Origin of the sequence: Polaribacter sp. R2A056_3_33 (genome assembly GCF_019278485.1) — a bacterium.
Lineage (GTDB): Bacteria > Bacteroidota > Bacteroidia > Flavobacteriales > Flavobacteriaceae > Polaribacter.
Genome location: NZ_CP058984.1, coordinates 213,894 through 234,068, shown reverse-complemented (window position 1 = coordinate 234,068; position 20,175 = coordinate 213,894). Strand labels below are relative to the sequence as shown.

23 protein-coding genes and 1 pseudogene are annotated in these 20,175 nt (G+C 28.7%); 3 read left to right on the top strand and 21 right to left on the bottom strand.

Annotation, left to right across the window (positions count from 1 at the left end):
- Nucleotides 1-192 precede the first annotated feature (192 nt).
- The 3 genes and pseudogenes from H0I29_RS01170 to H0I29_RS01160 all read left to right on the top strand — a co-directional run bounded on the left by H0I29_RS01170 (nt 193) and on the right by H0I29_RS01160 (nt 2,613).
- Nucleotides 193-651 carry a helix-turn-helix domain-containing protein gene (locus H0I29_RS01170; RefSeq protein ID WP_218761396.1) on the top strand — a complete coding sequence of 153 codons (459 nt, stop codon included), beginning with the start codon at nt 193-195 and terminating at the stop codon, nt 649-651.
- Nucleotides 597-1,445: an IS3 family transposase gene (locus H0I29_RS01165; RefSeq protein WP_254712741.1), complete on the top strand. Its 849-nt coding sequence runs from the start codon at nt 597-599 to the stop codon at nt 1,443-1,445. The genes H0I29_RS01170 and H0I29_RS01165 overlap by 55 nt, the downstream gene beginning before the upstream one ends.
- A 163-nt stretch (nt 1,446-1,608) precedes the next feature.
- A pseudogene (locus H0I29_RS01160) lies at nt 1,609-2,613 on the top strand (IS30 family transposase).
- Nucleotides 2,614-2,840: 227 nt separating this feature from the next.
- Here H0I29_RS01160 and H0I29_RS01150 read toward each other — a convergent pair.
- The 21 genes from H0I29_RS01150 to H0I29_RS01050 all read right to left on the bottom strand — a co-directional run bounded on the left by H0I29_RS01150 (nt 2,841) and on the right by H0I29_RS01050 (nt 19,908).
- Nucleotides 2,841-3,698 carry a DUF6371 domain-containing protein gene (locus tag H0I29_RS01150; protein ID WP_218754122.1) on the bottom strand — a complete coding sequence of 286 codons (858 nt, stop codon included), beginning with the start codon at nt 3,696-3,698 and terminating at the stop codon, nt 2,841-2,843.
- Between the two features lie 59 nt (nt 3,699-3,757).
- The gene (locus tag H0I29_RS01145) at nt 3,758-3,961 is read right to left on the bottom strand and encodes a hypothetical protein (protein ID WP_218731055.1); all 204 of its coding nucleotides are present in this window, start codon (nt 3,959-3,961) and stop codon (nt 3,758-3,760) included.
- A gap of 5 nt (nt 3,962-3,966) precedes the next feature.
- A complete protein-coding gene (locus tag H0I29_RS01140) occupies nt 3,967-5,001 on the bottom strand; it encodes an AAA family ATPase (protein ID WP_218731054.1) in 1,035 nt (344 codons plus the stop codon).
- Between the two features lie 4 nt (nt 5,002-5,005).
- Nucleotides 5,006-5,224 carry a hypothetical protein gene (locus H0I29_RS01135; RefSeq protein ID WP_218754121.1) on the bottom strand — a complete coding sequence of 73 codons (219 nt, stop codon included), beginning with the start codon at nt 5,222-5,224 and terminating at the stop codon, nt 5,006-5,008.
- A 215-nt stretch (nt 5,225-5,439) separates the two neighbouring features.
- A complete protein-coding gene (locus tag H0I29_RS01130; protein ID WP_218754120.1) occupies nt 5,440-6,369 on the bottom strand; it encodes a hypothetical protein in 930 nt (309 codons plus the stop codon).
- Nucleotides 6,369-7,307 (bottom strand): site-specific integrase, encoded by a 939-nt coding sequence (locus tag H0I29_RS01125; protein ID WP_254712673.1) that lies wholly within the window; start codon nt 7,305-7,307, stop codon nt 6,369-6,371. Before H0I29_RS01125 ends, H0I29_RS01130 begins: the two co-directional genes overlap by 1 nt.
- A 649-nt stretch (nt 7,308-7,956) precedes the next feature.
- Entirely contained in the window at nt 7,957-8,391 is a 435-nt protein-coding gene (locus tag H0I29_RS01120; RefSeq protein WP_218754119.1) for an integrase core domain-containing protein, read from the bottom strand.
- A gap of 66 nt (nt 8,392-8,457) precedes the next feature.
- Entirely contained in the window at nt 8,458-8,817 is a 360-nt protein-coding gene (locus tag H0I29_RS01115) for an integrase core domain-containing protein (protein ID WP_218754118.1), read from the bottom strand.
- Nucleotides 8,818-9,319: 502 nt separating this feature from the next.
- A complete protein-coding gene (locus H0I29_RS01110; RefSeq protein ID WP_254712740.1) occupies nt 9,320-10,168 on the bottom strand; it encodes an IS3 family transposase in 849 nt (282 codons plus the stop codon).
- Nucleotides 10,114-10,572 (bottom strand): helix-turn-helix domain-containing protein, encoded by a 459-nt coding sequence (locus H0I29_RS01105; protein WP_218761396.1) that lies wholly within the window; start codon nt 10,570-10,572, stop codon nt 10,114-10,116. The genes H0I29_RS01110 and H0I29_RS01105 overlap by 55 nt, the downstream gene beginning before the upstream one ends.
- A gap of 207 nt (nt 10,573-10,779) precedes the next feature.
- A complete protein-coding gene (locus tag H0I29_RS01100) occupies nt 10,780-11,283 on the bottom strand; it encodes an energy transducer TonB (RefSeq protein WP_218754117.1) in 504 nt (167 codons plus the stop codon).
- A gap of 160 nt (nt 11,284-11,443) precedes the next feature.
- Complete coding sequence (locus H0I29_RS01095) at nt 11,444-11,824, bottom strand: hypothetical protein (RefSeq protein ID WP_218754116.1); 381 nt, start codon at nt 11,822-11,824, stop codon at nt 11,444-11,446.
- A 325-nt stretch (nt 11,825-12,149) separates the two neighbouring features.
- Nucleotides 12,150-12,707 carry a hypothetical protein gene (locus tag H0I29_RS01090; RefSeq protein WP_218754115.1) on the bottom strand — a complete coding sequence of 186 codons (558 nt, stop codon included), beginning with the start codon at nt 12,705-12,707 and terminating at the stop codon, nt 12,150-12,152.
- A gap of 162 nt (nt 12,708-12,869) precedes the next feature.
- Nucleotides 12,870-13,706, bottom strand: a complete 837-nt coding sequence (locus H0I29_RS01085) for an IS3 family transposase (RefSeq protein WP_254712739.1) — start codon at nt 13,704-13,706, stop codon at nt 12,870-12,872.
- Nucleotides 13,703-14,224, bottom strand: a complete 522-nt coding sequence (locus H0I29_RS01080; protein ID WP_025562376.1) for a helix-turn-helix domain-containing protein — start codon at nt 14,222-14,224, stop codon at nt 13,703-13,705. Before H0I29_RS01080 ends, H0I29_RS01085 begins: the two co-directional genes overlap by 4 nt.
- Nucleotides 14,225-14,339: 115 nt before the next feature.
- The gene (locus H0I29_RS01075) at nt 14,340-15,242 is read right to left on the bottom strand and encodes a hypothetical protein (RefSeq protein WP_218731073.1); all 903 of its coding nucleotides are present in this window, start codon (nt 15,240-15,242) and stop codon (nt 14,340-14,342) included.
- A 180-nt stretch (nt 15,243-15,422) separates the two neighbouring features.
- Nucleotides 15,423-16,274 carry a hypothetical protein gene (locus tag H0I29_RS01070; protein WP_218754114.1) on the bottom strand — a complete coding sequence of 284 codons (852 nt, stop codon included), beginning with the start codon at nt 16,272-16,274 and terminating at the stop codon, nt 15,423-15,425.
- 167 nt (nt 16,275-16,441) lie between these two features.
- Entirely contained in the window at nt 16,442-16,900 is a 459-nt protein-coding gene (locus H0I29_RS01065) for an RDD family protein (protein WP_218754113.1), read from the bottom strand.
- Nucleotides 16,901-17,059: 159 nt separating this feature from the next.
- Nucleotides 17,060-17,611 carry a hypothetical protein gene (locus tag H0I29_RS01060; protein WP_218754112.1) on the bottom strand — a complete coding sequence of 184 codons (552 nt, stop codon included), beginning with the start codon at nt 17,609-17,611 and terminating at the stop codon, nt 17,060-17,062.
- A gap of 227 nt (nt 17,612-17,838) precedes the next feature.
- The gene (locus H0I29_RS01055) at nt 17,839-18,585 is read right to left on the bottom strand and encodes a hypothetical protein (RefSeq protein ID WP_218754060.1); all 747 of its coding nucleotides are present in this window, start codon (nt 18,583-18,585) and stop codon (nt 17,839-17,841) included.
- 210 nt (nt 18,586-18,795) lie between these two features.
- Nucleotides 18,796-19,908: a hypothetical protein gene (locus tag H0I29_RS01050; RefSeq protein ID WP_218754111.1), complete on the bottom strand. Its 1,113-nt coding sequence runs from the start codon at nt 19,906-19,908 to the stop codon at nt 18,796-18,798.
- Nucleotides 19,909-20,175 lie beyond the last annotated feature (267 nt).

Genomic DNA, 20,175 nt, shown 5'->3' with positions numbered 1-20,175 from the left:
TTGTAAAATTTAGGCAAAACTATCATCTAAGTACGACAATGATTGTCGAAGTGTATTGTATCTTTGTTTAAAAATTGTTTTTATGTCTAGTTATAAGGTCTCATTAAATATTCAACACGTTATACAGTTTATTTATGATGTACTTTCCTGAAATAGGTTGACTAAAAATTAAACACTTAATTATAGTCACTTATGAAAGCTCAAAAACAACCCTGGCGAAAAAAAACGTACGAAAAAGCAACTTTAGAACTCAAATTATTCGTCGTTGACCAAATTCAGAATGGACAGATTTCCACGAACTTTGCTTCCAAAAAATATGATGTTCCTAGAACTACAATTGGGTATTGGATCAAAAAATATAGTACTTTAGTCCAACAAAATACAGGTATGAGTAAATTAGATGAGATTAAAAAACTAAAGGAACGTATTGAAGAATTGGAGTTTGTAAAGGAATTTCAACAAGATATTATTGCTGACATGGAAATCATAACTGGAGTCGATTTGTCAAAAAAGTCGTTGCCCAAAACATTAGCGAAAGAGATAGAACTAAAAAAGAAAAACCGTTTAAAAGAAAATGGTTCTATGAGTGTTTTGGGATTAGTAAACAAGCCTTCTACAAAAGACTCAAAACCCAAGAAAACAAACGACTAAACGATGAAAAAGTCATCGCAATGATACAAGAATATCGAAAATTAGTTGGTATGAGAACTGGCGGAATTAAGTTATATGATGAACTTAAACAAGACTTTATAAAACAAGGTATTAAAATCGGTAGAGATAAGTTGTACGATGTGTTAAGGCTTCATAATTTACTTGTTCCTAAGCTTAAAAACTATGTGACAACAACAAATTCTAATCATCAATTTAGAAAATATAAAAACCTAATTAAAGACCAAGTTCCTACTCGACCAGAACAACTATGGGTAAGCGATATAACATACATTAAAACAGACAATGGACACAATTACCTAGCAATCGTTACAGATGCATATTCTAAACAAATTATGGGCTATAAATTAGATAACAACATGAAGACATCACTTTGTTCAGAAGCGCTAGAAATGGCTATTAAAAATAGAAAATACCCTGATAAAAAATTAATACATCATTCTGACAGAGGTTTTCAATACTGTAACCCCAAATACACAGCATTCGCAGAAGAAAATGGCATAATGATGAGCATGACAGAACAATATGATCCTTATGAAAACGCAGTTGCAGAGCGAATTAATAGAACTTTAAAATATGAATATGGACTTAGAAATTGCATTAAAAACACTGCCATTGCTCAAGAAGTAACAAAACAAGCAGTATATATTTACAACAATTTAAGAACCCATTTTAGCTTAGAATTAAGAAAACCAGCTGAAGTACATTTAAATCCAAACATCAAATACAAATCATATCGAAGAAATAATGTAAATTTGACTGAACTAACAATTTGAAAACAAAACTAGTTCAAAATATTTTTTGCCTTCTAAACGGCTAAAAAAATCTTTTGAACGGTATAAATTAACCTAAAAAAGGTCAACCTATATCAGTATAATACACAAAGTTACCTCCATTCAATAACTTAACGCAACAAATCTAAAATTATAGATTTGTAAAATGGAAGTAAAAAAACATAGACGATTAACTTTGAAAGAAAGAGTGATTATTCAGACTCTTTTAAATGAAGGAAAGTCTAAATCTTATATAGCAATTAAACTCAATAGATCTCGTTCAACTATCGGTAGAGAAGTGAATAAATGGGTGCAAAAAAAAGAACATAGATATGATGCTGAACTTGCTCATTGGTGTGCTAAAGAAGATTATTTAAACAAGAGAAATTTAGATAAAATAAGCACTTATTCTTTACTCAAATTTTTTGTCTACAAAGGACTTTTATCAAACTGGACTCCTGAACAAATTTCTGGAAGATTAAAAGAGTTGTATCCTAATAATCTAATAATGTCTATTTCACACGAAGCTATTTATAGACACATTTATACTAGACCACAAGCTCGTTTAAATAAAAAGTTAATCAAACTATTAGTACGTAAAAAAACAAGACGTAGAACTCCTAAAAAAAGACGTGGTGGTGGAAGTAAAATCATTAACCAAGTCAGTATTGACAACAGACCACAACATATTGAACTTAGAAATGAAGTGGGACATTGGGAAGGAGATTTAGTGATTGGAAAAAATCATAAAAGTGCTATTGGAACTATTGTAGAGCGCAAAACTAGATTTACTTTAATAGTAAAATTAGAGTCTAAAAAAGCAGGTTAAGTAGCTAATGAGTTTTCTAAAATATTAAACAAATTAAATCCTATTTATAAAAAATCAATGACATATGATAACGGAATTGAAATGGCGAGACACGAAATGATTACTAAAAAAACAGGTATGAAAATATACTTTGCACATCCATATTCTTCCTGGGAAAGAGGAACAAATGAAAATACAAATGGACTCATTAGAAGATATCTTCCAAAAGGAACAAACTTCAATGAAATTGACGTAAATAAACTCCAAAATATTCAAGAAAAATTGAACAACAGACCAAGAAAAATTATAGGATATAAAACTCCAAAAGAAATGATGGATTTAGAACTTAAATTTGTAGCTTAGTAACATCAATAAACAAAAACGGTTTGTTGCGTTACAACATTGAATCCAAGTATAAGAAATAGCTGATTCAGTGATAAATCAAAGGTCAGTTCATTTAATAAAAGTCAGTCCAATCTGAAACTGAAGTGCTTTTTAATCCGATACTTCTCATACACGCAAACCGATACTATCTAAATGTTTGTATAAAGTGATATTTATTTTGAGTGTTAGTGTCTTACATAAGTGTACTACAATAAAAAATCAATTAAATCACCACCGTCTTCAATTTCTAAATTTTCTAACATTGTACTGCATTGGATATTATAACCTTGTTTATTTAAAAGAATTGCTTTTTCATTCCAAGTTTTATATTCAGTTTTATCTGGATAAGCAATAACATTAAATTCTTTAATAGATTTTAGCATTTTTTCTTTAAAACCTGTTTTACTACCTGTAGCTAACCAAATGAAATTAGGAATCATAATACTCATGATGATTGCAGTTTTTTCTGATTCTACAATACAAATTGTATCACTTTTAGAAATGCTGTTTATAAGGTGTAGCCCAAATAAACATTGTTGTAATACAAAATTATTTAATTTTAGTTGTTTGTGTATCCAGCTAACATGATTAAAAGGTTTTTTAACTCTTTTACCTGTATTACAATTGTACAACATAATCTTGCCACCACGTATTACGTTTTTTGTGTCTATTAGCCAAAATATTGTAGCTCCATACCAATAGTTTGTTGTCCCTATGTGATACATATCTATTGCTTGTGATACCATTTTAGGCTCAAAATTCCTTAATAAATAGCTTATAAAGTTACTTTGTTGCTTTGTATTACAATATTCTTGCAATACTTTTCTATTGTGATACGAAGGTTGTATTACTTCTGTGATACAGTTATTAATATTTGTAATACAATTTGATGTTGGTTTTTTAAAATAACCACATTTACTTTCTCTATCACATCTTCCATCACTAGAATTTAAATAAAGATTAGTTTCATTGTCAATAAATTTTACAAATGTTTTCTTATGGCAATTAGGGCAGATAAACTTTCTGCTTGATCTATCTAAACTGTATTTATAATTATGTTTCATTTTTTTGAATTCGTACCATTCGTACCTATTTATTGGTACGAATGGTACGATTATGTTTTTTAATTTTTGCGAATGTGATTTTCTAATAGGTAACGTAATCCATCTTCTTTAGTGAAGTCTGGTAGCTCATATTTCTTTTTCGGTTTTATTTCACTTTTTTTTATTTTACTTTTTTTTATATCGCTTCTTAGCATATCGGATAGCTTGATAAACTCTTCTTTAGAAAGAGCTTTGGCTATTGTGTATATGTCTGAAGCAACCATCTATCTTAGATATTTAGTTTTTTTCTTCTTTTTCTGATAGTTCCTTCGCATACATTTAACATTTCAGCTATATGAACATTATTCTTTCCTTCAGAAATTAAAAACTTCATCTGTTCGTCTCTTTCTTCTAAGTCCGATGTTCCAAAAGTTTTAAGATGTGCTTTTTCAGAATCAAAATCTTCAAAATGAAATTCTAGAAAGTTAGTTTCTTTATCAAGACTGCAAACAATAACATTCTCTGAGTGATATAAATGTTCTGTGTTACGTTGCTTAATTTGTTTGATATATCTAAACGATGCTTCTTGAGAACTACTACCAATAGCAAAACAACTATCACAAAAATTCATTAGCATTTTACTTCCTGCTAGATCATTTTTACTAATAGGTTTAGAGTCATCTCTTTTAGGAGTATGAGCTAATACAAGTATTGAAACATTATTTGTATTAGATATTTTTTTAAGAGTTTTCATTAATATCAAAGCATCTTTTGCTTTTTCATTTTCGCTGCTTAAAAAGGTAAGATTGTCTACAATCAAAACAGATACTTTTGTTTTGGTAATAATATCTGACAAGGTTGCGCAAAGATATTCTTCAATATTATTGTACTCTTTTGGTAACTCTAACTCGGTATGAAATTCTGCACGAAGAAAATTTTTATTAAATTGATAATGGTTTTCATATTGTTCAGAACACCTATTTTCAAATTGTTTATCAGATAATTCAAAGTCTAAATAGAGAACTCTTTTAGGAGGGCTTTCAAGTTTAAACCCAGGTATTGCTTTTCCTTTACTAATACTATCCGCTATTTGCACAGCTAAAATAGATTTACCTAAATTAGTGTCTGCAAATAAAATACAAAGCTCATTTTCATACCATAGCTCACTAAAAAGCATGTTGGGTATTGGTCTGTTTTTAGCCTCCTCTACCCAAGTATTTGCTTCTTTAATAATTAAACAACCATATTCAAAACCTTTAATTTTAAGTTTTTTTTGATTGTTTTCTATATCCTTAGTTATTAAATTAACTTTATCTTTTATCATGAAGTTAATTTTTAAGATTATTAGAGTCTATTGGCGGAATAGGCATTATTAACTCACCAATTGTCTTTGATGGATCATACAGACCGTGATTATCTAAACTATTTAAATAGTCTGTTATAATTTCTCTAGTTAAAGCGGATACTTTTATCCCTTTTTCATCTGCTAAAATTTGAAGTTGTTCTTTCTGGTCTTGATCAATTCTAAAATTAATTGTTGCAATCATTTTTACTTTTTGTTTTAAATATTTTTAAAATAAATACTTGTTAAAAAGTAAGGTGATTTTACATCAAAAGATAACTACCTAATTAACAAGAATTAACTAGGTGCAATTACGTGATACAATGAAGCTTTTAAAAGGGAGGGAAAAGGGGAAATGTGTGGGAAATGTGTGGGAATTTTTAAGGTTTATGGGGAATAGTTAAAAATAGCTTCTGATTATTAAAATTGCCCCCATTCTTTTTCAATTTCTTTTACTCTTTTAAAATGTTTATCCCCTTCAGAACTGTTTAATTTAATTTCTCCAAAAGTAAAGCCAAAGTGACTATTTATAATTTTCCCAAAGGACTCGGCAGATGGTGTTTTTATATTTAGTTTGTTACTAAAAAAATCAAAAAGGCTTACGATAAAAGCTCTATTTATTATGTCTTTTATGGTAATTAGATGCTCTATAAATTCAATTTGTTTTAAAGAATGAAATTCTTCAGGGTATTCTTTATATATTATTTGAGCTATTGTTTTTTTTGTAAAGACATTATCTTCTGTAAAAGAAAAACGTTGGTTTAAATCTATTAAAATTAATAAATCATTTTCAAAATCAAACATTTCAATTAACAATTCATTAGTTTGAAGTAAATCTCTGTTAAAGTAATTTATTTCCCCAATAAGGAAGGCTACAACTAACTCATACTGATATTTTAGTTGGTTTTGGAATAATGCTCTAGCTCTCTTTAATTTATTAAATTCATTTTCCGAGACCATTGTAGGTAGATTGTTAGTCCATTTAGAATAAAGATTTTTGAACTGTATTAAGGCAGCTTCTTTTTTTCTAGCTTCTAAAAAACCAAAGGTTTCATCATCAAAGTTAATGTTAAATAAAATATTTTTACATAAACTATTCTTATATTGATTTAATAAAAAGTCATAAACCTCTATAGTAAGTTCATCTGTAAATTTGTAACCAGTATTATTATGATCGTATTTAACTACGTTCTTTCGTTCTCCTAGATTTTCTGTTTTAGTTGATTTTATTATTTCTAATTTATTTGATATAATTATTAAATCATTTTCCTTTAGAAAATTTTCTAATTGTATAATTTTATTCAAAGAGTTTAGTTCTTTTGGAATAATTCCAAAATATTTACTTTCCATTACTTTAATAATTTTGAATAATCTTCAGGCAATACGGCATCAATATCTCGTAGATATAATTCTAGTGCATCCATTGTTGCATGTCCTGTAATTAATTTTAATTTACTTTTTACTTCAAAAGGAGTTGCTGTTTTTGCCATTTCTTTATACAACTTCGTTATAAAGGTATGTCTAAAACTATATAAACCATAATCTTTACCTAAACCAAAATGGTCTTTTACTTTTTTAAACTGTTTGGTAAAATAATTTCTTTTATTATTTTCTTTTGCTTCCCATTCGCCACCAATTTCATTTGGAGTAAATAAAAAATCGATTTTATTTAATTTAGATAGATCTGGTAATTGCTTAATTAATATATCAGGAATGATTTTAATTTTTACAGGCTTGTTTTTGGCTCTAACATAAATCTTTTTATCTATTAAATCGATATCACCAATTTTTAATCGACAAACTTCAACAGGTCTAAGAAAATTATAAGATATAAATTGAACAAAAAGATATAATACTGCATCATGTTTTTCTAAATATTTAAAAATATCTTTCTGCTCAGTTGTAGTATAGGTTTTATTTCTTTCTGGTACAGATTTTAAAACATTAATTTTCTTAACAAAATTATTTTCAATTATTTCATTGTCTTCTAACGTTTGAAATAAGGAACTGATGTCAGTACGTGTATTGTTTCTGTTTCTAGGACTTGTTGCTTGTAATACAGTGTTCAGATATTGTATTACAAGTTTCTTATTTATAGTTAAAATATCTTCATTGAGGTCATAGTCTTCTTCATTGAGCCATTTTTTAAATCGTTCAATTCTATTTTTAAAATTTTGATATGAAATCCTATTTAGAACTTTGGATTTGGTGTCTAATGCTAAGTCAAAAGAAGTGTTAATGGGGTAGAGGATCGGTGTTTCTTGTACAGCCTTTTTTTCAAGATACACTGGAGTTTTCTCTTGTGTTGGTGTACTGTTGACTTCGCTTTTTTCAGGAGAAAGAAGATTTTCGATAAATTCAGCTAAAGAACTATTATCTTCATAGGGATTGAAGCCTTTTGATAAAACATATTGTAAACTTTCTTTTAATTGAGTTAAGATGTGTATTCTACTTCTTTTATCCTTATAAAGGTTGACTCCAGCTTTTATATTAGTCTGCCTTTTTAGTTTTCCTGTAATTGGATCTCTAATTGAATAATAGACATACCAACTTTTGGATAATGCTTCTTTTTTATCTTTTTTTGACAGTTTAGACCAAGCTCCAATATTAGCTCCTCCAGTGAATATTTTTTGGCTCTGAATAATTCAATTTCATAGTGCAATCGTGTACTTTATCGTGTACTCTTTGTAAAAGTAAGAAAAATGTAGACATAAAAAAACGAATTATGAGACACAATTCGTTGATTTAATTAACATTAAGTTTGTAGCGAGAACGGGATTTGAACCCGTGACCTCAGGGTTATGAATTCGAGTTAAAATGCTTATAACGTAATAAATAACCTTTTTTATTTGTAAATCGTGTTCAAAAACGTGTTCAGTTTAGACCAGATTATTAGTATAAATTTCTGTATGCAATTTACTAATTTTACTATATGTTTTACATACTTTTAAAAGATAAATTTTTATACATCTTAAGTTTACATTTTATATTCGGATTTAAGTGTACTTCTGTAGGTTTTCTTAAACCTAGGCTAAAATGTGTTCTTAAATTATTGTAAATGTATACTGCTTGTTTTGTTATTTCTTGGGCAATATCTGTGTTTTTAAGAATTTGTTTTAATCCGTATTCGTATTTTAAAGTTCTATTAATTCGTTCTGCAATAGCGTTTTCGTAAGGATTATATTTTTCAGTCATACTCATTGTAATTCCGTTATTTTCTGCAAATTCCGTGTACTTAGGGTTACAATATTGAAAACCTATATCTGAATGATGAATGAGATTTTTAGTTGGATATTTTCTATTTTTAATAGCCATAGCCAGCACATCTGTACAAAGTGATGTTCTCATATGATTATCAAGTTTGTATCCCATAATGTATTATACTGATATAGGTTGACCTTTTTTGGTCTAATTTATACCTTTTAAATTATTTATATTCTATATAACTAGTTCAGTCAAATTTACATTATTTCTTCGATATGATTTGTATTTGATGTTTGGATTTAAATGTACTTCTGCTGGTTTTCTTAATTCTAAGCTAAAATGGGTTCTTAAATTGTTGTAAATATATACAGCTTGTTTTGTTACTTCTTGAGCAATGGCAGTATTTTTAATGCAATTTCTAAGTCCATATTCATATTTTAAAGTTCTATTAATTCGCTCTGCAATTGCGTTTTCATAAGGATCATATTGTTCTGTCATGCTCATCATTATGCCATTTTCTTCTGCAAATGCTGTGTAAAGTAATGGCAATCCTTTTGTATTACATTTGCGATCCTTTTCGTTTTTGTAATGCAATTATTTATTTTGATGAGAATTTGTGTCGTCTTTGTGAATTTGTAGCAATTGTTTTTACTTTATGATAAACATTGCAGTGTAAGGTAGTAGCAATTCTTTTGTATTACAGTTGCAATCTTTTTTGTTTTTGTAATACAATAATTTATTTTGATATGGCTTTGTGTTGTTTTTGTGAATTTATAGCAATTGTTTTTACTTTGTGATAAAATTGCAGTGTAAAGTAATGGCAATCCTTTTGTATTACATTTGCAATCCTTTTTGTTTTTGTAATGCAATTATTTATTTTGATGAGAATTTGTATCGTCTTTGTGAATTTGTAGCAATTGTTTTTACTTTATGATAAACATTGCAGTGTAGGGTAGTAGCAATTCTTTTGTATTACAGTTGCAATCCTTTTATATTATACTGATATAGGTTGACCTTTTTTTAGGTTAATTTATACCGTTCAAAAGATTTTTTTAGCCGTTTAGAAGGCAAAAAATATTTTGAACTAGTTTTGTTTTCAAATTGTTAGTTCAGTCAAATTTACATTATTTCTTCGATATGATTTGTATTTGATGTTTGGGTTTAAATGTACTTCAGCTGGTTTTCTTAATTCTAAGCTAAAATGGGTTCTTAAATTGTTGTAAATATATACTGCTTGTTTTGTTACTTCTTGAGCAATGGCAGTGTTTTTAATGCAATTTCTAAGTCCATATTCATATTTTAAAGTTCTATTAATTCGCTCTGCAATTGCGTTTTCATAAGGATCATATTGTTCTGTCATGCTCATCATTATGCCATTTTCTTCTGCAAATGCTGTGTATTTGGGGTTACAGTATTGAAAACCTCTGTCAGAATGATGTATTAATTTTTTATCAGGGTATTTTCTATTTTTAATAGCCATTTCTAGCGCTTCTGAACAAAGTGATGTCTTCATGTTTTTATCTAATTTATAGCCCATAATTTGTTTAGAATATGCATCTGTAACGATTGCTAGGTAATTGTGTCCATTGTCTGTTTTAATGTATGTTATATCGCTTACCCATAGTTGTTCTGGTCGAGTAGGAACTTGGTCTTTAATTAGGTTTTTATATTTTCTAAATTGATGATTAGAATTTGTTGTTGTCACATAGTTTTTAAGCTTAGGAACAAGTAAATTATGAAGCCTTAACACATCGTACAACTTATCTCTACCGATTTTAATACCTTGTTTTATAAAGTCTTGTTTAAGTTCATCATATAACTTAATTCCGCCAGTTCTCATACCAACTAATTTTCGATATTCTTGTATCATTGCGATGACTTTTTCATCGTTTAGTCGTTTGTTTTCTTGGGTTTTGAGTCTTTTGTAGAAGGCTTGTTTACTAATCCCAAAACACTCATAGAACCATTTTCTTTTAAACGGTTTTTCTTTTTTAGTTCTATCTCTTTCGCTAATGTTTTGGGCAATGACTTTTTTGACAAATCGACTCCAGTAATGATTTCCATGTCAGCAATAATATCTTGTTGAAATTCCTTTACAAACTCCAATTCTTCAATACGTTCCTTTAGTTTTTTAATCTCATCTAATTTACTCATACCTGTATTTTGTTGGACTAAAGTACTATATTTTTTGATCCAATACCCAATTGTAGTTCTAGGAACATCATATTTTTTGGAAGCAAAGTTTGTGGAAATCTGTCCATTCTGAATTTGGTCAACGACGAATAATTTGAGTTCTAAAGTTGCTTTTTCGTACGTTTTTTTTCGCCAGGGTTGTTTTTGAGCTTTCATAAGTGACTATAATTAAGTGTTTAATTTTTAGTCAACCTATTTCAGGAAAGTACAGAGTGGTAGTTACTGCTAACGTGTTTATATATGGTTTGTTGCGTGTTTAAGCATCTAATTTAGTAAATAATTACGGACAAAGAAAATCCGCGAGGATTTTCGCAAGTAGGCAAGAAGCAAGCAATAAATTATATATGTTGTTGGCAATAGTTTTTATTCTTCAGTCACAAATTTGAATGGAAGAAGAAATTTAACTTTCACTTTTTTGTTATTTTCTATTTCCGCTGGTTTCCAGTCAGGAATTTTAGATATTACTTTATAACAAGCTGTATCGTAATCTTTTCTCAATTTTTCAACTATTTCTATATCTACGACTTTTCCTAAAGTGTCAACTACAAAAGTCGATTTGACTTTTCCGTTTATATATTCCGTAAATCCTTGATGAAATTTATAATTCCTCTGTATGAATTTAGTCAGCGAATCAAGTCCGCCTGGAAATTCAGGCATCTTTGTTAAACTCGAAAATTTTATTTGTTCGTTATTTTCGTCTAAAAGTTGATATTCCAAATTCAGTCCGTTTTGAGACTCAACTTTTTTAAATTCCGATTGAGTGATTTCGTTTTCAGATTCAGATTTTTTTTCCGTTTCTGTATTTTCCGAATTCTTACAAGAAATCAAAAGTAAAATTGTCAATATAATTCCTATTATTCTATTCAATTCGGGATTTTTCTTAAATTATTGCCAATGTTTATGTATAAGGATAGTTGCGGGTTTGTATGCGAGGATTTTCCGAAGGAAAATCAGACGTTACAAACACGCAACGACCTTTTGATTAAGCACTAAACCGCAATTATTTTTATACGGTGTTGGCAAATCGTTATTTTTTAATCAGATAGTTTAAATTCCAACTTTTCACAACACTATCTATGTCTTTTTCATTTAATTCTATGTTAGTTCTTGGTTCGGTATGATAAACAATTCTTCCAGTTCGAGTTAAAATAGAGTCGTTATAAATTTCACTAAAAATGTTCAGTTGTAAAATTATTCCATTTTCATTTTTCATTCGATAAGCATCCATTTCTTTGTCTAGAATATATTTTTCATTTTCTGAAGGTGTTACTACTTTCCAAGCGTGTAGTATTTCGTTAGAGTTTGGTTTTTCTCTCCAAGTTTCCCATCTATTTCCGAAAAACTCGTCGTGTCTGCTTTCCGCTGTCATATATTCATCTATGATTGGAACATTAAGTGATTTTCTCAAAACGTTTGCTTTAATTCCATAATCTAAATTCGCAATCTTTTTTTTGTTGTCAAAATAGTTATATGTCAAATAAATTCCGAAAATCAGAAGTACAATTTTAAATAAATGTTTTTTCAGATTAATGTTTTTCATAATTCCATTATACCTTTGTTTTTTTCAAAAGTGTGATTGGTTAATGTTTGCCAACGTTGTTGTGTTATGGAAAGTTGCGTTTAAAGTGAACGGCTATTTTCCGCAGGAAAATAGAAGTTTACAAAAATGCGACTAACTTTGGTTAAGCTAAAAATAAGCAATTTTTTATACACAGTGTTGTAAGCAGTTTTTTTTAGTTCGTATGTGTTTCTATATCTGCAATATAATTTAGTTCAGCCCAATCTACTATATTATAATTTACAAATTGGTTTCTCCATTCTATTTCTTGACCAACAGGAACATAAAATCGAATAATTCCGCTATTCAATTCTGAATTGTGTTTTTCGTTCAATTCCAGTTCGTTCATTGAATTAAGCCAGTCATTTTGATAGTCAACATTTTCCATTCCAAAAAGTCGTGGGAAAATCGTTATTTCATTTGTTTGAGAATGCAAATATCCTGTTACAAACCAATTAATTCCGTCATTTGTATAAGTTTTGTTATTAAGAATATCTAAAACGTATTGTAAGTTGTCTGATTCCAAGTTTGAAGTAAAATTTAATGAGTTCACATTATCAACTTGATGGTCGAAAAGATTAATAAACTCAAACAAATCATTTATGTCAGTTCCGCTTTTAATTCCAACAGAAACTTCTCCAGCTACAAACTCTCGTGTGTCGGTTTCAGAATCATCATTTGAACACGATGATAAAATTCCTATAAATGATATTAGAAGAATTAATTTTTTCATAATTATTGTTTTTTAATAGATGCTAAATTTCCGAAATGGTTGCGTCAAATTGCTTACAACGTTGTTGTGTAAGGAAAGTTGCGTGGTTTAAGCACTAAAGTTAGTAAATAAAACACGAACCAAGAAAATGAAGTGCACCCAAATGTTTAGACAAATTTATAATTAATTTTGATAATAATTAGCTCGATATTCAATCGGGCTCATTCCCTTTAAATTTTGTTTAATTCTCTCATTATTATAATATTTTATATACACTTTAATCTCTTTTTTTAATTGAGATATCGACTTGTATTTATTTATATAAAACAATTCAGATTTTAGAATACCGAAGAAATTTTCTATCACAGCGTTATCTAAACAATTTCCTTTACGAGACATACTCTGAGTAATTCCTTTTTCTGTTAATAATCTTCGATACTGTTTCATTTGATACTGCCATCCTTGATCTGAATGTAATATTAAATTTGTTTGATCTGGTATTTTCTTAAAAGACTTTTTCAGCATAATAGCTACTTGTTTAAAATCAGGTTTTTCAGATAATTGATAATTTATTATTTCTCTATTAAAGAGATCAATTATTGGAGATAGATATAGTTTTTTTCCTAAAACTTTAAATTCTGTAATATCGGTAGCCCATTTTTTATTTGGCCTAATAGCTTTAAAATTTCGTTGTAATATATTAGGAGCTGTTTCCCCTATTTGCCCTTTATAAGACTTGTATCTTTTAGCTCTGACTAAACTTTTTAAACCTAATTCACGCATTAACTTGAGTACTGTTTTATGATTTATTAGAGTTCCTATTTTGTTGATTTCTAAAGAGATTCTTCTATAACCATATCTTCCTTTGTGACGATGATATATTTGATGAATCAATAGTTTTATCTCTTTATATTTATCAACTATAAGACTTCTTTTATGATGATAATAATAACTACTTCTTGCCATGTTCATATGATATAATAAAATATCTAAATCATACTTATGCCTTAATTCTGTTATGGCTTTTGCTTTTTGTTTTGCTCTTGTTGAATTAAGGCCTGTAACTTTTTTAGCAAGTCCAGTTCTGCACGTAATGATTCATTTTCTAATAAAAGTTCCTCTTCTCTTGTTAAAGGTTTATTAGACTTTTTTTTAGCCCTCTTAAATTGCATAGATTTTGGTTTACCTCTAGGTTTAATGTTTAAGCCTATAATACCCTCTTTTTTATAATTACGTTGCCACTTCATAATTACAGATTTTGTAGGAATATTAAATTCTAAACAAGCTTGACTGAAAGATAATGAATCTTTGTCAATAGCTTTTAAAACTTTAAGTTTAAAAGGAATGCTATACACTTTTGTTTTTCTTGGTAATAGTGCTTTTTTACCATATTTTTCATAAAATCGAATCCAATCATGAAGGGTTGTATGATGACAACCATATAACTTAGACACATCTTCAACTGTTTGGTTATTTTTTAAAACTTGCTTTACACATCGAAGTTTAAATGCGTAATCATACTTGACTTTTCTTCCCATAATAATACCCTCAAATAGTGTCTAACTTTTTGGGAGCAGTTCAAAATCCGCGAGGATTTTCGTAAGTAGGCTTTTACTAGCAATTTTTTTTACACGGTGTTGTAATGCGTAATTTTTAATTTACAAATTTTAATTCTTTCGTTTCTATGTTTATAAATCCGAATTTTTTCTCTCCATTCGAACCTAATATAAACTTCTTGAAATCAAGGTCTCTATCAATACTACTTTCTGTAAGTAGTGATATTTCCCAGTTTTCAAATCCGTTTTCATTTTTCCATTTCTCAATTGAGTTCTTTAGTTTTTCTGATTGTTCCTCTTTTAGATTATCATGAAGCTTTTGATTTGTCATCTCGAATTGTTCTCCACTTTTTATGAAGTCAACTCGATAATGGTATATGTGCTTTTGACTAAAATTATCAAATTCGAAGAAAGAAAATCGATTGTCAGTATATTCGGTTTTATCTACTTCTTTTGGGAAATAGAAGTTATAAAATGTTTTTTCTTCATTTAACTTTTTTGTCAATGAATTACAAAGTGCATTTAATTCCGTAAATGTTTTTCCTTTTTCCTTATCCAATGGTTGAGCAGTATAAATGTTATTTACCCAACGATAAGTTCCATCACGATTTTCAATCCTATTTGCAATTGCTCTTGCGTTAGGAAAATAAGCTTGGATATCCTTTTCGAGTTGTCCGGAAGCTCTGATTTTTACCTTAATTGCTTCATATTCCTTTTCAAATCCTTGTTTGTCAAATTCAAAAGGCTCTTGTTCTCCAAGGTTGTACTCGACTGCGATTGGATAGTCGTTATTTTCAATGATATAAAACTTAAAGCCATAAATTTTTCCAAACTCGTGCCAAGTTCCAATAAATTCGGTTTTGAATTGGTCATTATAGATTTCCGATATTTTGGATTCCATAAATTCCTTTGCTTTGTTCTCTTCTTTCTCGAACATCTTATTTTGTCCTTGACATCCAAAAGCGAGAAATGTTATTATTAAAAAAGCTAGGTTTTTCATTCAGGACTGCGTTTTGTCATTATGCATTACAACGTGATTGTGTATGGTTAGTTGCGTGGTTAAGCAACTAAGTTAGTAAACTTTAACGAACCCGTGAAAATTCCCCAGGAATATTCGCAAGTAGGCAAGAACCAAGCAATTAATTATACACGGTGTTGTAATGCGTTTTTATCTCTTTTATTAATCTTTCGATTTTTTATTTATTTTCAATTGTGGAATGCTAGTTGAAATATAAATAAGCAATATGAATGAAATTATAGATTGGAATAGCCATAATGATTTCGTCAAGTATGTATTTGGAATTATTTCAGAAAATTTAAATGAAGAAATAGAAGCAAACCAAAAGTCAACAAATCCGATTTCTTTTTTAACGTCATTAGATCTTTCATAAAATGAATTATAACTATTTATATAGCTTTCGAGTGTTTCGCGTATTGTATTATTTTTGGAATAAATTATATTTATTTTATTATTGTTTTTAAAAACTGTTAAATAGATTTTAGGCGGTTTTATTCCACCTCCTCCAAGTCCATTGTATTTTTTATAATTATAAGTAGAATCAGAAATAGCTTTAAAAGTAACACCAGACAATCTTATACTATCCAAATAATTTAATTCTTTTAGCTTAAAGAATTCTGATTTATTAAGCGTTGAATCATTTTCATTACTTAAACTATTTTTTATTAGATCAAAATTAAAAGTGTTGAATTGATTGCTGTTTTTTTCGTTTTCTAATCTATGATTTGCTGAATCTTTTAAGTAGTCAGATAGATAATAGTTGTTTTCATTTATTTTGTAACTAATAAAGTGAAATGTCGGAAAAAATAATATTGCCAAATAAGATAGAATGAACAAAATATTTAGTCCTTTTTTCTTATACTTTTTTGAAATTTTTATTAAATAGAAGATATATAATAATACAATTGAAATAGGAACAATAATTAAGCTTTCAGTAATTCCCAAAAAGAACATAAGCACTATTAAATTCAATATTGGTAGTGCTAATAGATAAATTATTCTTTTGTTCTTCATGTTTTTGGTAAATGCATTACAACGTTTATGTATAAGAATAGTTGCGGGTTTGTATGCGAGGATTTTCCGAAGGAAAATCAGACGTTACAAACACGTAACGACCTTTGATTAAGCACTAAGCCGCAATTATTTTTATACGGTGTTACCATACGTTTTTATTCAGTTTGTTATTCAGTCAGATTTTCATTCCGCACGACAATTGTGTTTCCCCAAATGTCTCCCAATCTTTGATTTTTATCTGTATTTTTTATTGTTACTATTCCAATTAGTCCAAAAAAGAACATATCAATTGGGTCAAGTAAATGTCTTTTAAAAGATTCACCAAAAGTCAGTTTTCGGTTAATTGCGCTTTTTGGAATTGCTTTTATTCCTGCGAGTGAATTTCCGAGTGTTGCTCCGAGTCCGATTTCAAGTCCGACAGTCATAATTCCCCAAAAGATTATTGGCACAAGTGCTGGTAAACCATTTACAGAATATTCACCTTCCGCATTTGGTTCTCCAAACGCATAGATATAGATAAAAAGGAACACGTAAATTATTAGATAATCTATAAATCCGGCTAAAATTCTTTTTCCAATATTTGGTTCAGTTCTTAATTCTGAAGTAGTAATGTTTGTTTCTGTCATCGTTTTTCTCAAATGTATGGTAACGTTGTTGTGTATTGAATGTTGCGGCTTTGTGAACGAGGAATTTCCTACGGAAATTCAGGAGTTTGCAAAGAAGCAACAAGTTTTAGTTTAGCCAAATATAGCAATATTTAATACACGGTGTTGTACGTAGGCTTTTTATTCCTGTTTCTTCATTTCAATTCCTTTCGGGTTTTCAGGAAATCCAATTAATTTGTTTTTGTAAAAATACATTTCAAAATTTTCGCCTTGTTTCCACCATTTTAATATAATGCTATCTCCTTTTTTTTCATTCATTCCCATTTCTATGATTTTCAAAGAATCATTCGGATTTTGATTCAGTTCATAAATTCCATAAGTATTTGGGTTTTCAGAAATATCTAAACGTAAATTTCTGTTTTCAATTTTAAAATGATAGTTTGTTTGAGAATAAGGATGATTTTCAATCCAAGAATTCCAAAAAAAAGAGAAGATTAAATAACAGATAATTGTGTTTACAAAAAATAAAATAGAAAATCTTTTTTTAATTAAGAATGTAATCATTCCAATCAGAATGTTCACAATAAATATTCGAGGTCTATAAGATTCAATTCCAACTGACATAGATGAATAAGGTTCAATTATACTAACCCAATATTTCATTAATAAAATATCAATTAATAAAATTAGAACTCCAATTCCGACAAATATTTTTGTTTCAGATTTTTTCATTTTCAGCTTTAAATTCCGCTTGTTTTTTCATTTTTAAATATCTAAAAACTTGAATTTTAACTAAATTTTTGTTGGTAATTCTAGCTTACGTACAACGTTGTTGTGTAAGAAAAGTTGCGTGTTTCAAGCACTAAAGTTAGTAAATAAAACACGAACCAAGAAAATCTGCAAGGATTTTCGTAAGTGGGATTTTACCAGCAATTTTTTTTACACGGTGTTGGCAATAGTTAATTTTCATAAATTCCTAACCAGTTAATTTGTTCATTCCACTTATTCTCTTTGTAGTTTTTTACAATAAAAGTCTTTTCCACAATTTCCTTTATAAATAAAGATTTGATAGAATCAATTTTTTTATTTGATACCTTTTTATCTATAAAAAGAACATATTTAATTTTATCTAAACCTTTTTCATAAATTTTAGATTTAAAATTCAATAATTGATATGCCAGATTATTCAGATTGTTTGAATAGTCGGTTTTTGCAATTACTTTATTATTTTTTAAAGTTAAATAGATATTAAAATTATAGTCATTATTTCCTGCTGAAATTAAACCATTAGATACTTTGTCTAATTCTATTTTAAGTCCTATTTTATTCTCAAAATATTCAAATCCATTTGTAATTTTCGCAAATTTAAAGTAATGAATTGAATCGCGTTCATTCTTAATAAACAGGGTGTCTTTAGTTGAATTAAATTTATAATAATTCGTATTTTTATAATTTAAATCAGAGTTTCCTCGTAATAAAGTTTGTTCAATTTTATCATCTATAACTTTCCATTTATTGGAATATGTTCCATAAATTAAAGGGTTGTCAATCACCATAGAATCTTTAAAAAATTCAATATCGATATCAAACTCAAAGTTTTCATCTGAAATTGAACTCCAATTTCCAATAAAATCAGATTTTTCATTCTCTTTATTACAAGAGATAAATAGTGTTGTAAATATGAACAGTAGTAGTGTTTTCTTCATAATTATTGCCAACGGTTTTGTATATGGCTCGTAGCGTGCAAAATAGCTTTTATTTTTCGGTTAGGCACAAGCCAGATTTTTAAATTTTACTATTTATCTTTTTTATTGAAAATCGTCAAATTTAAAAATTTGGCGACTTTGCAAATATGTCTTAACTTCGATTAAGCAACTGATTAGCTATGAGCTATATACGTTGTTGGCAACAGTATTTTATTTTTCTTCATCACCTTCAATGTTATCCATAAATTCAAAATATGGATTGAATAATCTTAGAATAAAATTCCTTAGATAATATTGATGTGTCGATATGTCAACTAAATAATTTGGAATATCTCCGTACCAATACTGCATATGGTTTTCTTCTCCATTTTTTCTGATGAAGTCATAATCCATTTTAGAGTACTCAAAAAATAATTCTCGAATTAAACCTGTTACTCTCATTTCAAAATTATGGCAATATGAGTCCTCCATAGTATTTCTTTGATATCGCTCCCAATCAAATCCACCATAGCTTGTTTCAATCCAATCCTTGTCAAGACTTTTTGTGAGTGTTTTCACAATGTCAAAACAAATTCCTGAAATCTCATTGTCCCAAGTCATTGATAAGTCACTTAAATGATTGGGTTTGTAATCATCTTTAGCTTCTTTATCATCACGTTTCAATTCAGGAATTATCTCGTAGATATCAAAGTAATCAATTAAGACATCGTCAGCTTCGTTTTGCTTAAGGTCATATTTAGTGGTTAAAACTCTATTCTTGGTTGCTTTGTATGGATTAATACCTCCAATAACAATGGCATTAATTAAATGACCCATACCCTTTGTTTCTGGCCAATTTTGCATTGTGTAAACAAAGCCGTGAATTCCTTTAGCTTCCATTATTTGAGCTGCATAGGCAGAAACAGAGTTCATTTTATCAATCATATCTTGGTCTGGATCTTCACCATCTTCTTCTGGACTCCAATCTCCCTCAAGTGCATCCCAAGTAACTTTAAAAACATCAAAATTGCTCCCTGAGAAGCACGATGTTGTTAAACTGTCAATTTCTTCGAATGTCGGAATCCAAGGTTCTAAGACAAGAGTATTAATATCATCATTTTCCCATTTTGGAATCATTGCGATAACATTTGTTTTGTCGTATAAAATCGAGTTTATAGTAGCCTCTCTAACAATTCTTTCTTCCATTGGTGAAATTAGAACATAAGCAATGTCCATTTTACTCATAGGTGAGAATAATGTTTTTAGATGGCTTCCATAAGCAAGTAATTCAGTATATGCTTGTCTCTCGGTTTGCTTGCTTTTTTTTAGTTCTACTACAGTCAAACCATTTCTTCCACCAAGTACTCCAAGGAAATCTGCCCTAATTGTTGAATCTGAATCCTTTTTAAGTGGCACTTCACAACCAATTAATTCCAAATCATATAATGAATTATAATGCTTCTCATATTGAGTAACTATCATATTGAAAATAGCTTGAGAAGGTGTGAGATGAGAAGGGTTTTCAATCTCTATTTTCTTTGGGAATTCAATTTTAGAAAGAAGTTCAGTCCAATCTTCTCTATTATCCCATATATGATTTTGAATTTCTTT